Source organism: Mesorhizobium sp. M0563 (assembly GCF_040321065.1).
In the GTDB taxonomy this organism is placed as follows: Bacteria; Pseudomonadota; Alphaproteobacteria; order Rhizobiales; family Rhizobiaceae; genus Mesorhizobium.
In genome coordinates this window covers 52,980-66,832 of the sequence record NZ_JAMYQV010000029.1, presented here as the reverse complement: position 1 = coordinate 66,832, position 13,853 = coordinate 52,980, and the positions used below count along the sequence as shown (strand labels likewise).

Here is a 13,853-nt window from a genome sequence, read left to right as displayed (position 1 = left end):
GACCACCAAGACGACCTGCACCGGCGTCGAGATGTTCCGCAAGCTGCTCGACCAGGGCCAGGCCGGCGACAACATCGGCGCGCTGTTGCGCGGTGTCGACCGTGAAGGCGTCGAGCGCGGCCAGGTTCTGGCCAAGCCCGGCACCGTCAAGCCGCACAAGAAGTTCGTCGCCGAAGCCTACATCCTGACCAAGGACGAGGGCGGCCGTCACACGCCGTTCTTCACCAACTACCGTCCGCAGTTCTATTTCCGCACGACGGACGTGACCGGCATCGTGTCGCTGCCGGAAGGCACCGAGATGGTGATGCCGGGCGATAACATCACCGTCGATGTCGAGCTGATCGTGCCGATCGCCATGGAAGAGAAGCTGCGCTTCGCCATCCGTGAAGGCGGCCGCACCGTCGGTGCCGGCATCGTCGTCACCATCAAAGAGTAATCAACGCCGGCGTTGCCGGTCGAGATCGAATGCGAAAGGGCGGTCTTCGGGCCGCCTTTTTGATTCGAATAGATTAACCGCCTTGCTTCAAATCCTGTTGCAAGCGCCTCTGCCGTAACTAGTATAGGTTGCATCGAGGGGGCTGCCCGAATGGTTCCATGGCGCCGTTTGCATAGTCAGGCATGGTGGTCGTTAGGGCTGATCTGCCTGGTGTCGTTGCTCGCCATGGGCCACGCTGCCTTCGCAGCCGATGCCAAGAAATCCACGCCGGAAAAATCCACGCCGGATCTCGGCCCGACGATGCGGTTCGTCGTCGTCCGCAGCAGCGCGCCGGGCTGCGAGCCGACCTGTCCGGAATGGATATCGGCGGAAGGCTCGATAGAAGCCGGCACGCCGGCTCTGTTCAAACGCACGCTGAAGGCGCTTGGCGGCCGAAAGCTGCCGATCGTCGTCGATTCCCCCGGCGGCAATGTCGAAGCGGCGCTGACACTTGGTCGCCTGATCCGCAAGAACAAGCTCGATATCGCCGTCGGCAAAACCCGGTTCGTCGGCTGTCTGCCAAATGTGAAAAACTGCAAGGAAAACGACGGCAAGGGCGCCCGTTATTTCGGCGATGCCTATGCCGACGGCGCCATCTGCAATTCCGCCTGTCCGTTGATGTTTTCCGGTGGCATCCGGCGCGTGGTCGGGGAATGGGCCTTTCTCGGCGTCCATCAGATCACCACGACCTATATCCGGACGAAATTGCTGTACCGCACCACCTACCGCGTGGTGAAGGGTAAGAAGAAGATCCTCAACACCAAGGTCGTCAGCCGGAAGAACGCCGGCAGCTACAAGACCTACGAGATGAACAAGCCGCTGGAGCGGAAGCTGGCGGCCTATCTGAAGGAGATGGGCGTCGGCCTGGGCGTGCTCGAGACCATGAAAGGCACGCCGGCCAGCAGCATCCAGCAACTGGTTCCCTACGGCATGCTGCAAATGAATCTCGTCACCAGCTTGGATGCCGTCGACCTGCTGACCGCGCCAACCCTATGCAAATCCGATCCGTTGCCGGGGAGTTGCAGGGAGCTGCCGGCGCCGGCGAATATCGCGAAGCCGGCCGGCGAAGTGGTGGCGAACGCCGGGCCTGCACCCGCAGGGCACGAAACCACGCGGCCGAAGGAGGCCGCAGACATGCGCTTCGTGCTGGTCCGCGGCAGCAATCCGCTTTGCAATCCCAACTGCCCGGAATGGATCTCGGCCGAAGGCACAATTACCGCCGACACGCCCGAAAAACTGCGCCAACTGCTGGACGGCGTCGGCGACCGGCGTCTGCCCATCGTCATCAACTCGCCGGGTGGTGATGTGCTCGGTGCTTTGGCGGCCGGAAGGCTGATCCGCGAACGCAAGCTCGACGTCACCGTGGCGCGGACGGATTTCATTGGCTGCGAACCGCGGCAGGCCGACTGCACGGCCGAAGACGGCGTCTATAACGGACTGACGGTCGATGCCGGCGGCGCGTGCGGCTCGGCCTGTCCGATCATGCTCGCCGGCGGTGTCAAACGCCTCGTCGGCCCGCGTGCACAGTTGAGCGTGCATTCGGTAGGGCAGGAGCAAAAGGTCAAGGCCTATCTCGAGGACATGGCCATCGGCCCCGGTCTGTTTACCGCAATTCAGCTGAATTCAGTCGAACGGCAGCTCGAACTCGACACGATGCTGAAATACGGGCTGACAACCGGGCATCAATCGGCAGACGAATTGACAGGCCCCGGCATCTGCAGATCGGAGCCACAGCCCGAGAACTGCCGCGAAGCCTCGGGCGCCAAGGCTCAGGCCAGCACGCCGGTCAAATCGTAAGGCGGGCTTGATAGCTGCGAGCTGATCGTGCCGATCGCCATGGACGAGAAGCTGCGCTTCGCCATCCGTGAAGGCGGCCGCACCATCGGTGCTGGCGTCGTCGTCACCATTATAGAGTGATCGGCGCCGGCATTGCCGGTCGATGCGAAAGGGCGGTCTTCGGGCCGCCTTTTTCGCTTACTGACTCGAGGCAGAACAATCTTGCGCGGGTGTTTCAAAGCTATTGCAACCACCATTGCCGCAACTATTATAGGTTGCATCAAGGGGGCTTTTGCCAAGCGTGGTTTCGGGACGCCGTTTAGATAGCGTGGCAAGGTGGTGGCGCGGGCTGCTGGTTATTGCCATGGCGATGGCTGCCTTCGCCGCAAAGGCCGAGGATGTCTTCCCGAAATGGTCCGATCCGACGACTTGGACCGATCCGAAGCTATTATCCGATGATCTCTCGCCGATGCGATTCGTCGTCGTGCGCAGCAACGCGACCGGCTGCGAGTCTAACTGTCCGGAATGGATTTCGGCAGAAGGCGCCATCGAAGCGGGCACGCCAGCGCAGCTCAAGCGCATATTGAAGACGCTCGGCCGCCGCAAACTGCCGATCATCGTCAATTCCCCGGGCGGCAATGTCGATGCTGCGCTCCAGCTTGGTCGAATAATCCGCAAAAACAAGCTCGATATCGCCGTCGGTACGACCAAGTTTTCCGATTGTTGGCCCGGGATGAAAGATTGCCGGGCCAATGACGGCAAGGGCGCAGCATATTTCGGCATTGCGTCTGACGGGGGTGCCATGTGCAACTCCGCATGTCCGCTGATGTTTGCCGGAGGCGTCGGACGCGTGGTCGGCGGTTGGGCCTATCTAGGCGTCCATCAGATCACTACGACCTATTTCCGCACAACACGGCACTATCGAACCACCTATCGAGTTGTGCGGGGCAAAAAATATAGGATCACCACAGAAACCATCACTCAAGACAATGCCGGCTACAAGACCTATGAGATGAGCAAGGCGCTTGAGAGGAAACTTTCGGCCTATCTCAGGGACATGGGTGTCGGACGGGGCGTAATCGACAGAATGAAGGCCACGCCCGCCAGCGACATCCGGCAGATCGCCCTCGACGACATGCTGACGATGAAGCTGATCACCAGCAGGGACTCCCTCGACATACTTACGCAGGCGGGCATATGCCAGCGGAGTCCTGCGCCGCCGAACTGCAGGGAGGTCCCTGCGAATGCCAAGCCGGCCAAGGTGGCAGCAATCGAAGCGAAGGCCGGACCGTCTCAGCCGGCTCAAGTCCCACTTTCTCAGCTGGCCAAGGAGGCACCTGCTCAGCCGGTCGAGGCAGTGCCAGGAAACGAGGCGCCGGACAAGGGCTTCATACTCGTTCGCGGCAGCGATCCGATGTGCGAGCCCCACTGCCCGGAATGGATGTGGGCTCGGCCGCTCGTGGCAGTGCCGGGGAACGGGGCACCCGAGATGCGCTTCGTTGTGGTTCGCCGCAGCAATTCGTCCTGCAATCCCGACTGCCCGGAATGGATCTCGGCACAAGGCGTAATCACGAGCCAAACCCCGCAGAAGCTGGGCCAGTTGCTCGCTACGCTTGGCAGCCGGCGGCTGCCTATAGTGGTGAGCTCGCGAGGCGGCGACTTGTTCAGCGCTCTGGCGATGGGGCGACTTATCCGTGAAAAGAAGCTCGACGTCGCCGTTGCCCGTACCGATTTCGTTGGCTGCGACCCGGAAGAGTGGAATTGCTTGGCCAAAGATGGCGCCTATGCCGGAGTGGCCAGCGATGCGAAAGGCGACTGCGATTCGGCCTGCGCGCTGATGCTGGCTGGGGGCGTCAGGCGGCTTGTCGGTCCACGGGCGCTACTCAGCCTTTACCTGATGGGACAAGCCCAGCTGATCAAGGCTTACCTTGACGAGATGGCAATCAACCGTGATCTGTTCATGACGCTTCAGCGCATTTCGGTCGAGCGTCAGCTCGAACCTGACGTGATGCTGAGGGCCGGACTGACGACTGGGCCGCAATCAGTGGACGAGCTGACCGGTGCCACCCTGTGCAGATCGGTGCCGAAGCCTGACAATTGCCGCGTGGTGCTCTCGCCCAATGCGCAGGCCGAGGCGCCCGCCAAATTGTAGGGGCGCGTCGGTTTCGGAAGCTGGCCATCGAGACAGGTTGAGCGATGCTGGATGTTTCCGCTATCGTCCGGCGTGGTAGAAGACCAGCCAGGCGAGGGATCGCAAATGAGCCAGGACGTCCCGACATTGTTCGAATGGGCCGGCGGCACCGAAGCGCTGAACCGCCTGACCCAGACCTTCTACGACAACGTCTCTCGGGATCCCATTGTCGGGCCGGTGTTCAAGCATATGTCGGCGGACCATCCGGCCCACGTCGCGGCCTTCATCGGCGAAGTTTTCGGTGGACCGAAAACCTACAGCGAAAAGCATGGCGGCCATCGCGAAATGGTGATGCATCACCTCGGCAAGCATCTGACGGAGGAGCAGCGCCGGCGCTGGATCAATCTCCTCGCCGACGCCGCCGACGAGATCGGGCTGCCTGACGATCCCGAATTCCGCTCGGCCTTCATGGCCTATATCGAATGGGGATCGCGGCTGGCCAAGATGAACTCCAACAAAGGTCCGACCTGCGATCCCGAGGCGGAACCAATGCCGGTCTGGGGTTGGGGCGTGCCGGGCGGCCCCTACAAGCCGCCTTCGGGAAACTGACCGGGCGCGAATCGGTCGAAAACCCTGCCGGCCAGGAAAACGGGTGGCTATGGAGGTCTCGGTCCTCCAGGCTAACCGTTTAAAGTCGCCGTCGACTGGGGCCACACTGAAAAACCGGAGGCTTTGCGATGAGATCGGAAGGCACGAAAAATTCAGGCAGCACCTTTGACGGCAGCCGCGGAACCCGAAATCCGTTCGGTGTCATGGATGTCCCCACTCCCGACGACGAGGAGGTGTCGGCGTTCGCCGCCGGCGTAAAACTGGAGGAAGCTGCAAGCGATGAAAACGCCGAAGCCTGGGGCACCGAAAGCGACCGCGACCGCAACGACACGATCGAAGGCAGCTGGTCCAGCCGTTGGAACGGCGGTGCCGACCCCACGATTCCAGGCGACAGCAAGGGTAAATGGAAGTCTGGCCGGGGCGAGCTGAAGACCGCGGGAGAGAGAGTTTACCTGCTGTTCGATTGGCATGATGGCATGCGCAAGGGGCTCATCGACGCGCGGCGCGAGGGTGCGAAAGGGCTGGTGGGAAAATACATCAACCTGACCGACCCACGAATCGTGCGTCCCTGGGTCGGTTTGATCGTCAGCAATCAACGGATCGACGGGAAATGGCCGGGAGGACGCCTCGACTTTCGAAGATGAAGGCTGGGCAGCGCACACCGCTCTTTACAGAGCGCGCGGAAGCTTTTAGGAAGCGCCTGCTGCGCCGACATGCGCATACGGGCATAGCTCAGTTGGTAGAGCGGCGGTCTCCAAAACCGCAGGTCGTAGGTTCGAGCCCTGCTGCCCGTGCCATTTCCTCAAGGAAATCAGGCACTTATAAATCGCCTTGCTTGGCGAGGACGCCGAAAGTAGCCTTACACATCTCTTGCACAAACTTGCACGTGCTCAGGGAGTGTCTGGCAGTGGCGGAAAAGCACACGATTCTGGAAGGCAAAGTTCACGTCTATCGGCGCAACGACAGCCCGATTTGGCACTGTTCGACGTTCCTCAAAGGCAAAAACTGGCGGGTCAGCACCAAGGAAGACAGCTTGGCCAAGGCCAAGGACTGGGCCGAGGACTGGTATTTCGGCCTGAAGGATAAGGGCCGGCGCGGCGAGCTGGTGGGCGAGAAGACCTTCAAGGATGCCGCAGACCAGTTCATCACGGAATACGAGGTGCTGACCGACGGCGAGCGCAACGCCCGCTGGGTCCAGGACCATTATCGAAGGGTTCGTGCCTATTTGGTGCCGTACTTTGGCAAGATGGGCCTCTCCACCATCAATGCCGGCACGGTGCAGGAGTATCGCATCTCCCGGCTGACGCCGGAGGAGGGTAAGAAACTCCCTTCGCGCAGTACCCTTCACCACGAAACCGTGACCTTGCGCCTGGTCCTGAAAACCGCCCTGCGCCACCGCTGGATGGCGCATCTGCCCGACATCTCGCAACCCTACAAGAAGTCCGCCAAGGTGGTGCATCGCGCTTGGTTTACCCCAGAGGAGTACAAACAGCTGTACCAGACGACACGTGCCCACGCTCATGATGCACGTGCAGTTAGCCTCAAAGCGCAGAAGGGCGAGCAGGCGCACCGTGTCTGGCTGGCCGAGCAGCTTCACGACAAGATACTCTTCCTGACAAATACCGGTTTGCGACCGGACGAGGCCAACGGGCTGGAGTATCGGGACGTGGAGGTTGTTAAGGACGGACCAACGGGTCAGAAAATCCTGGAGATCCAGGTGCGGGGCAAGCGCGGGGTAGGGTACTGCAAGAGCACGTCGGGCGCCGTGTTCCCGTTCGAGCGCATGGTGGCGCGGAACAAGCCCAAACCCACTGACCGAATCTTTCCGGTCGACCATAAAAAGCAGTTCAACGCGATCCTCGGCAGGCTCGGCCTCAAGCTGGACCGGGAGGGCAATCGGCGGACGCTGTATTCGCTCCGGCACAGCTACATCAGCTTTCGATTACTGGAGGGCGCCGACATCTACCAGGTCGCCAAAAACTGCCGGACAAGCGTCGAGATGATCGAGAAGCACTATGCCGTGCACCTCAAGAACCGCCTCGATGCGGCGGCCATCAATGTCCGCAAGCCCAGGCCCGGTCAGAAGGCGAAGGCAGAGAGGCCCGAACGAATTGAGGATTAGGGCACTCGCCGGGTAGCCGCTTAAGAGGACGAACGTGAAAGATTCGAGCCATGTAAACAGCGCACTTACGCATCGCCCAATGTGTACGCATTGGACGAAATTTGCGATGCGTTGCTCGGTTTTCTAACCGCTGGCGAAACGCCAATCGGAGAAAACCGGCAAGTGCGCCAGGGGCAAGCCCCTTGGAACCCCGCTGCGCACCCAGAGCAGCTTTTCAACTTGACTGTGCGCTGAGGCCCGACAAAGTGCGGGATAGGCAGGGTGGACGGATGGCGATCTTTCATCTCCACGTCAAAAACATCAGTCGCGGTGACGGCCGGTCGGTTGTCGCTGCCGCCGCCTATCGGGCAGGCGAAACGCTGCCGAACGACGCCGAAGAACGTGAGAGCGCTTTTGGCGGCCGGCGCGACGTTGTCCATGCCGAGATCCGGACGCCGGCTGGATCTCCCGGCTGGATGGGTGACCGCGCCAAGCTCTGGAATGCCGTCGAAGCCGCCGAAAAGCGCAAGGACGCACGGCTTGCCAAGGAAATCGAATTTGCGCTGCCGCGTGAAGTCGCTCCGCGAATTTGGCTGGAGCTGACGGCCACCATGGCCGACGCGTACACGCGTCAAGGTTATGTCGTGGATTTTGCGATTCACGAGGACGGCAGGAACAACAATCCTCATGCCCACCTGTTGCTGACAACGCGTCGGATCACGGCGGGAGGCTTCGCCGAAAAGCGTCGTGAAGCCGACGGACTTCGCTTCGTTACCGAGGCGCGTGCCATGTGGGCCCGGATTGCTAACGCCAGCTTCGCCAGTGCCGGGCTCGATGCCCGCATTGATGCCCGCAGCCATGCCTCGATCGATCCGGCGCAACACGCCGGTCGGCACTTGGGTGCCGATCGCCAGGCGCGACGGGCACGGCGGGCGCAGATCGACCTAGAACGCATCGCCACAGTCCGACAGGAGCTGAGTATGCCTAACCCGCTAGCCGACTTGTATCCGCACTTGTCTCTGAGGCGTGATTGGCCGCCTGAAAGCCGCGAGCCTGCGCCGGACATGAGTGAGCATGAGCGTGACGAATTCTGGCTCTATTGGCAGTCGCGGGATCACGAGCAGGGCGATCCTGCTGCCGAGCGCGATCGGCCTGTGCTGAATCCCGAAGGTGATTTGATACCATCGCATGAACTGGAAGCGGCGCAGGACAGGATGATTGCCGAGGTCGAGCAACCGGCTGGGCACTATCCGCTGCCCAACGATCGGGAGCTTGCTGCCGAGAACGACAGGGCGTGGTGGGTCAGCACCCACCACCACCGGCAGCCGGAGAACGAACATGACACGCCTGACCGGGACCGTGATGCCTGGTGGCGGAGCCGCTAGTTTACCGTGTCTTTTGGAATGCGCTTGGAGGGCAACATCTCAGCCAGCATGTTCCGTCGTACGCGGGTTGCGGCATCGCTGGGTGGCAAACCGTCCCTATAAATTCCGAGCTTCCGGCGACGGTACAGCATATATGCATAGTAGGGTCGTTTCACCATGTGAAACCAGAACCATTGTGGCCAATCGCTCCACGGGCGGTGCTTTGCCAAAGCAAGTTCGTAGTCTAATCTTCTGATCCAATGGGGGCGCACGGTGGAAGTAGGACATTATTCCTATGCCCTGTCAAAGGGATTGCCATGGCGAAGAATTCGGATCCGGAAGCAGACATGCAGAAGCTGACAACGCGGATGGTTCAGCTCAACCGCCAGTTTGACGAGCTTTTTGGGCGCTGCTTTGAGCGGCCTGACCTAGCCTATGAGAAGTGGCAAAAGTCGGCCTTAAACGACGCGCATTCGTACGAACTCCTGAAGAATCACCTCTTCTCGCTGGGCGAGATGCCCCGCGATGAAACGAGGAAGGAGCACGCCATTGACGCGAGCTTGCAGCTCCCGGCGATATTCAAGGAGTATCGTGGGCTCCGCGACAAGTTGGACGAATTGCGCACCGTGGACCCGGTGCGTTTCGATGGCCTGCAAGGCCAAATGCGAGCCGACTCCGAACCGTGGTGGGTCACGCGAAAAGCCGGAGCCGCTGACTCCAACCAGCACCAGCATGAGCGCGTTGTAGACCGCCAGTGGGAGCGAGATCGCTAGCGCTGCGGGATCAAGCGGCACTTTTCCGGGAAAGCGTTTTCAGATGCGCGCCGCTTCGAAGGGCATCGGTCCGGCGTTTGAGAGTAGGGTGAGTGCTGAACAGAGAGCCCATCTTGCCGCCGCGGAACATCAGGTAGCCGTACTTGTTTTCGATCCCGGTCGGCTTGGCCGGTATGCCATGGAGGCGCTCAAGAGCGCCAATCATGGCCTCCGGTGAAGCAATCCTGGCACCGATGGCATCGGCCTTGAACTCACGGGCACGCGACAGCCCCTTCACCATAAGCTCGGACCCGGCGAAAAGCGTATGCCTCGCCAGCATTCCCATTGCCGCGCTCAGCTGCGTCACACCGCGCCCATGGCGCTTTTCCTTTGTCGCCTGCGCCACCACTTCCGTGGCGATGATCGCCACGAAATTTGCCACATGAGCCATCATGGCCTGGAACCCTTCGGCAAATTGCATCCGTTCAACGTCGTTGTAGACGACATGCCCGAGTTCGTGACCGATCACCGCGTCCAGCTCCTGCGGTGAAAGGAGGTGCAACAGAGGTTTGCCAATAACGACCGCCGCCTCTTTGCGTGTTCCCATGGCAAAGGCATTGGTGACATTCACCACGCCGACGACCGGCGGCCTGATTCCAAGCGTTGCGGCATGTCCGGCGACACGCTGCGCGAGCGGGTGGCTGGCGTCGAGATACTGAACGCCGAAAGAACTGCCGACCATGGCCTTGGCCCGGGAAGTAAACCTGTTGCCGTAAATAAGGCCGGCAACCGCCAATATTCCGCCGATCACCCATCCCGGGCCACCCGGCCGCATATGCACCAAGGGAACACCGTGCGAGCCGCCCATTACCAGCCATTGAATGAATACGCAGGTAAACAGGACGGATCCTGCCAGGACGAGGGGGGTGCTGACGACGTTCCGGCTTAAGGAGGTCAGGTCAAGTTCCCGATTTTCGTCCGGCGCGGCAGCCTGGTGGCGCCTTGCTGCGACATCAGGCCGATCGCGCACCAAGGCCCGTCTCGCGATTTTGAACAGGACAACGACCTGCCAAATCGTAAGGCTCAGATCGACGATCACGAACGGGCCCGGCCAAGAAAAGTGGGGCGGCAGCGGCAGCACAACGCTCGGGTAAAGCCCGAAACCGAAAATGGCATACCAGCCGAGCCTCAGCGACGTGGCGGCCAAATACCTCACAGCCAAGGGCTTAACTTCGTCGAACAAGGGACCAGAGATCATACCGTTCCTCATACTTTGCGATTGGCTGGTGGAGTGACGCGATCACGGCAGGCTTGCCCCAGAAACCAGGGCACGAGTCTGGCCTGGATCGGGCGGACGCCACGCGCAAAGACAAGGCCTGTGCGGGTCTGGTCCGCGGCCAAGCCACTGAGCAGTTCCGTCACTTCGTCCGGCGTCAGGAGGGGACGGCCGGAATAAGCGATGCCGTGATTGACCGAGCCCGTTCCTGCCCCATTGCCACTGAAGATCGGGCCGGTCGAGGCGCTGTTGCTGGTGCCCGCTGTCCGGTAACCGCGCGTCTGGTCGCCGAGGAAGTCCGAAATCGTCAACGCTGTATAGTGTTCGTCCGTTCCGAAGAACGTTTTCACCGACGTATTGAAGAACGTCTTCCACCCGCCCGGGTAATGTTCTTCCAGCGTGGGCACGTCCTGAAGGAAGAACCAGAGGCGGACGCCGGCGCCGGCATGCGTGCGGATTGCGTCGCGGAAGCGCGGAAAGGGACCCAGGCTCAGGAACTCATCGAGGATGAAGAGGACGGGTATGTCCGGGATGGTTTCATTCTGGAGCATCGCGTCCAGGGCCGTCGTGAGTGTGATCCTCAGGAACGCGGCGTACGCGGACATCTTGTGGAACGGCACGTTGATGTAGACGGTCGCCGGTGCATCCTTCAGCGAACGGAAATCAAACGACGCCACCGAGGTGGCGCGATGGAGTCCCGGGTCGTCCCAAAGCGCGAACTCGGTGTTGATGGTGTCACGGAGGTTCGGAATGGATTTGCTGCGGTCCTTGCCGAGGACGATGTTGGCGGCGTTCGCGATCGCAGGGTTGCGCGAGGCGGCCATGGTCTTGATCGCCTCGGTGAAGAGGTCGAGTGGAGAGGCCGTAATACGCCGCACCTCGGCCATGTTGCGATGGCCCGGCGGCCCCGCCTCGGTTACGAACATGATGATGGCGGTAAGGACCGCGATGGCATCCTTGCGGAAGAAGTCCGGCGCGTACTGATCCGGCGGCATGATCAGATCGGCAAGCGCTTGGGCGTCGGAAAACGAGGCCACGCCGTCGAGGGGGTTGTAAGCGTCGGTTTCGGACTGAAAAGGTGAAATCCGATAGACCGGCCCGACGTTCCTCCGGCGCCAGGCGGCCGTTTGGGCGTAAAGCTCGCCCTTAGGGTCGAGCACCACACATGAGCCCTTGTAGCGGACCAGGTTGGGGATAATCGTCGTCGTCGATTTGCCGGTGCGTGTCGGCGCCACGGTCAGGAGGTGCCCTTCGCCATCCCAGTGGATCTGGCCGGCAACGGCGCCGCCGAGGGCGGGATCCTCGAAGGTCCCGATCAAAATCGAAGACGGGCTATCGAATTTCGCCGTAGGGTGCAGCAGGTCGGCTTTCAGGAGATCGGTGGCATCAGCCCATCGCGCCGAACCATGCAGCGGCGGCGGGTTGGCAACCGCCTCATCAACGCGCCGTTTCTCCTCGCGCTGCTCGTTTTCGATCCGTTTGCGCGCCCGGTGTTGGGCGAACATGTTGGTGATGGCGGTGCCGATTTTGAACCCGGTGGAAAGGCCTTCGGTGGCCGCCCCTTTACGGGACGATCCGAATAAGTCGACTCCCTTCAGGGGATCGAAATCCTTGAACCAATCCGGCATGCCCCAGCCCCCGCTGACCGGACGATGTAACACCAAGAAACAGTTGGCATAAAGCCTCTTGGTAGGAGCGACTTGGATTTTTCTAGGCTATTCTCAAATTAACAGCAGAACTGCTGTTTCCAGAGGCCTCCGGAAGCGGAGGCAAGAAACAAAAGAGGGGATGAACATCCCTTGCCTCTTGCCAGGCGTACGCCTGCTCCTGTCTTCCTGTGTTCACCACGTAATCTCAAGTTCCGGATATTCCGCGACAATGGACGGGCGGAAATCATCCTGTTCGAGACGGGTCGGACGCCAGACGTATTCGAACTGCTCGGCATCGAGCCATTTCTCAAGCGCCTTGGCGGCCTCCGTATCGGAAAGGTCGAATGGAAACTCCTGCACCACACGGTAGCGCCGATGGCCTTGGAAGGCGGCCTCATCGATGGCGGCCGCGACCGTCGCGGGCTTGAAGAGCCTGTTGGCGTATTTTGTCCTCATATTGGCGGCCATGAGGAAATTGCCTTCCGCGCGTTTCATCAGAAGGCACTCCCGAGGTAGGTATCGGTGATTTTCAGGCGGCCATGGCCGAGCTCGGCGGAAATCCGGTGGCGCGCCGCGCGGTCGGCGTACCGTTCGTTTGCGGTCATGTCTGCCCAGGCTTTGCCACCTGCCAGCGGACAGGCATGCCCGGTCAGCACCGCATAGCGTTGCTGGGCATAGGCATGGCGGAATCCGTGGGTGTTGCGCAGGCCCGCCTTCAGTGTCTGGTACTCGAACCGCTTGAGGTGTTCGACATAGCTCATCTGCGCGGGGATCAGCGACCCGCCGCCAGGGACAAGGCGCATGATGTGTTCGAGGACCTGCCGCTGTTCCAGCGTGGTCACGGGCACGGTCCGTGCCCGGCCTCCTTTCGTCCAGCTCGCCTGCAAGGCGATCTGGTCGGCGCGGATGGCCGCCTGCGGCTGGAACTTCATGGCTTCCTCGCGCCTGAGGCCAAAGGCCACCTGGAGCAGAACCGACGCCTTGATATAGGGGCATTCGATGGTGGCGAGCTTGGTGTTGTCGAGGGATTGCGCGCGATTGCGCGTGACTTCGCCACGTTCGGCGACGCCGTACGCGGCGTTGTCCCGGTTGACCACGTTGACCTTGTTGATTTTCTCGGCCCACCACCGCAGCCAGGTGAGGCGGTTGCGGATGCTCGCGTCCGAGGTGTCGGTATCGAGCCATCGTTCGACAAGGGCCTCGACATGCTTGGGTTTGAGGGAGGTCGCGGACGGAAGCTTGTAGCCGAGGTCCACGAGGTCGTTGGCCATTGCGGACAGGCCGCGCCGGCGGTTGTTCTGCGTGCCGTAAGAGCCGTCCCGGTTGCGTTGGCACAGCCGCACCAGGTCCATGGTTAGATCGTCCATCTTGCTCGCTTTTTGTTTTTGGCTGAGTGTTGATGGCCGATGCACGTCCGTAGAGCGTGACACCCCGCGAAGGTCATTCGCGGCAGGGCCGGAATGCGTAGTTTTCCTTACGGTATAAGCCTCCCTAGCCAGCCGGGTGGCTGGCCGAATTGGTTTGCCCTGTTGGGCGTCCGGTTACCGAGAGGTCGAAACCGGAGGTGTGGCCGCCGCGGCGGCGCACGTATGCGATGAGCTAGCATTCTGCTCTCCTTTGGTTGGGAAAAGGTCGGGTGAGATGGATCAGGCAGTTTTTTGCCTGGCGGGATAGTGGACGCTGTCGCCCGTTAATGGCCAGTACATTGCACCGGAAATGA

12 protein-coding genes, 1 tRNA gene and 1 pseudogene are annotated in these 13,853 nt (G+C 61.1%); 10 read left to right on the top strand and 4 right to left on the bottom strand.

Translation table 11 applies throughout. From position 1 onward, the window contains the following. The 10 genes and pseudogenes from NKI50_RS27745 to NKI50_RS27700 form a co-directional block, all read left to right on the top strand. A partial coding sequence (locus NKI50_RS27745) for an EF-Tu C-terminal domain-related protein (protein ID WP_328824954.1) occupies positions 1-436 on the top strand: 436 nt, incomplete at its 5' end. A gap of 150 nt (positions 437-586) precedes the next feature. Then, positions 587-2,272, top strand: coding sequence for a COG3904 family protein (locus NKI50_RS27740; protein WP_352643650.1), 1,686 nt, complete (start codon positions 587-589; stop codon positions 2,270-2,272). A gap of 21 nt (positions 2,273-2,293) precedes the next feature. Continuing rightward, positions 2,294-2,392 (top strand): annotated as a pseudogene (locus NKI50_RS27735) (EF-Tu C-terminal domain-related protein); the annotation flags it as partial. Between the two features lie 328 nt (positions 2,393-2,720). Next, positions 2,721-4,403 (top strand): COG3904 family protein, encoded by a 1,683-nt coding sequence (locus NKI50_RS27730; RefSeq protein WP_502900390.1) that lies wholly within the window; start codon positions 2,721-2,723, stop codon positions 4,401-4,403. Positions 4,404-4,508: 105 nt separating this feature from the next. Beyond that, complete coding sequence (locus tag NKI50_RS27725; RefSeq protein ID WP_023721633.1) at positions 4,509-4,991, top strand: group II truncated hemoglobin; 483 nt, start codon at positions 4,509-4,511, stop codon at positions 4,989-4,991. A gap of 128 nt (positions 4,992-5,119) precedes the next feature. Further along, positions 5,120-5,635: a hypothetical protein gene (locus NKI50_RS27720; RefSeq protein ID WP_352643652.1), complete on the top strand. Its 516-nt coding sequence runs from the start codon at positions 5,120-5,122 to the stop codon at positions 5,633-5,635. A gap of 77 nt (positions 5,636-5,712) precedes the next feature. Continuing rightward, positions 5,713-5,788 (top strand) — tRNA-Trp (locus NKI50_RS27715). A gap of 110 nt (positions 5,789-5,898) precedes the next feature. Beyond that, entirely contained in the window at positions 5,899-7,113 is a 1,215-nt protein-coding gene (locus NKI50_RS27710) for a site-specific integrase (RefSeq protein WP_352718259.1), read from the top strand. A 269-nt stretch (positions 7,114-7,382) separates the two neighbouring features. Further along, positions 7,383-8,477, top strand: a complete 1,095-nt coding sequence (gene mobQ, locus NKI50_RS27705; protein ID WP_352718257.1) for a MobQ family relaxase — start codon at positions 7,383-7,385, stop codon at positions 8,475-8,477. A gap of 296 nt (positions 8,478-8,773) precedes the next feature. Continuing rightward, positions 8,774-9,229 carry a hypothetical protein gene (locus NKI50_RS27700; RefSeq protein WP_352718255.1) on the top strand — a complete coding sequence of 152 codons (456 nt, stop codon included), beginning with the start codon at positions 8,774-8,776 and terminating at the stop codon, positions 9,227-9,229. A gap of 10 nt (positions 9,230-9,239) precedes the next feature. Here NKI50_RS27700 and NKI50_RS27695 read toward each other — a convergent pair whose 3' ends face one another. The 4 genes from NKI50_RS27695 to NKI50_RS27680 form a co-directional block, all read right to left on the bottom strand. Then, complete coding sequence (locus NKI50_RS27695; protein ID WP_352718253.1) at positions 9,240-10,466, bottom strand: M48 family metalloprotease; 1,227 nt, start codon at positions 10,464-10,466, stop codon at positions 9,240-9,242. A gap of 8 nt (positions 10,467-10,474) precedes the next feature. Then, positions 10,475-12,112, bottom strand: a complete 1,638-nt coding sequence (locus NKI50_RS27690) for a type IV secretory system conjugative DNA transfer family protein (protein WP_352718251.1) — start codon at positions 12,110-12,112, stop codon at positions 10,475-10,477. 213 nt (positions 12,113-12,325) lie between these two features. Continuing rightward, positions 12,326-12,628 (bottom strand): hypothetical protein, encoded by a 303-nt coding sequence (locus NKI50_RS27685; protein ID WP_352718249.1) that lies wholly within the window; start codon positions 12,626-12,628, stop codon positions 12,326-12,328. Further along, positions 12,628-13,500, bottom strand: coding sequence for a phage integrase N-terminal domain-containing protein (locus tag NKI50_RS27680; RefSeq protein WP_352718247.1), 873 nt, complete (start codon positions 13,498-13,500; stop codon positions 12,628-12,630). The genes NKI50_RS27685 and NKI50_RS27680 overlap by 1 nt, the downstream gene beginning before the upstream one ends. Between the last annotated feature and the right edge of the window lie 353 nt (positions 13,501-13,853).

What these genes read in the sequence shown, in the direction of transcription:
- NKI50_RS27740 (WP_352643650.1), top strand. Translation starts at nt 587, where the DNA reads ATGGTTCCATGGCGCCGTTTGCATAGTCAGGCATGGTGGTCGTTAGGG.
- NKI50_RS27730 (WP_502900390.1), top strand. Translation starts at nt 2,721, where the DNA reads ATGCGATTCGTCGTCGTGCGCAGCAACGCGACCGGCTGCGAGTCTAAC.
- NKI50_RS27725 (WP_023721633.1), top strand. Translation starts at nt 4,509, where the DNA reads ATGAGCCAGGACGTCCCGACATTGTTCGAATGGGCCGGCGGCACCGAA.
- NKI50_RS27720 (WP_352643652.1), top strand. Translation starts at nt 5,120, where the DNA reads ATGAGATCGGAAGGCACGAAAAATTCAGGCAGCACCTTTGACGGCAGC.
- mobQ (WP_352718257.1), top strand. Translation starts at nt 7,383, where the DNA reads ATGGCGATCTTTCATCTCCACGTCAAAAACATCAGTCGCGGTGACGGC.
- NKI50_RS27700 (WP_352718255.1), top strand. Translation starts at nt 8,774, where the DNA reads ATGGCGAAGAATTCGGATCCGGAAGCAGACATGCAGAAGCTGACAACG.
- NKI50_RS27695 (WP_352718253.1), bottom strand. Translation starts at nt 10,466, where the DNA reads ATGATCTCTGGTCCCTTGTTCGACGAAGTTAAGCCCTTGGCTGTGAGG.
- NKI50_RS27690 (WP_352718251.1), bottom strand. Translation starts at nt 12,112, where the DNA reads ATGCCGGATTGGTTCAAGGATTTCGATCCCCTGAAGGGAGTCGACTTA.
- NKI50_RS27685 (WP_352718249.1), bottom strand. Translation starts at nt 12,628, where the DNA reads ATGAAACGCGCGGAAGGCAATTTCCTCATGGCCGCCAATATGAGGACA.
- NKI50_RS27680 (WP_352718247.1), bottom strand. Translation starts at nt 13,500, where the DNA reads ATGGACGATCTAACCATGGACCTGGTGCGGCTGTGCCAACGCAACCGG.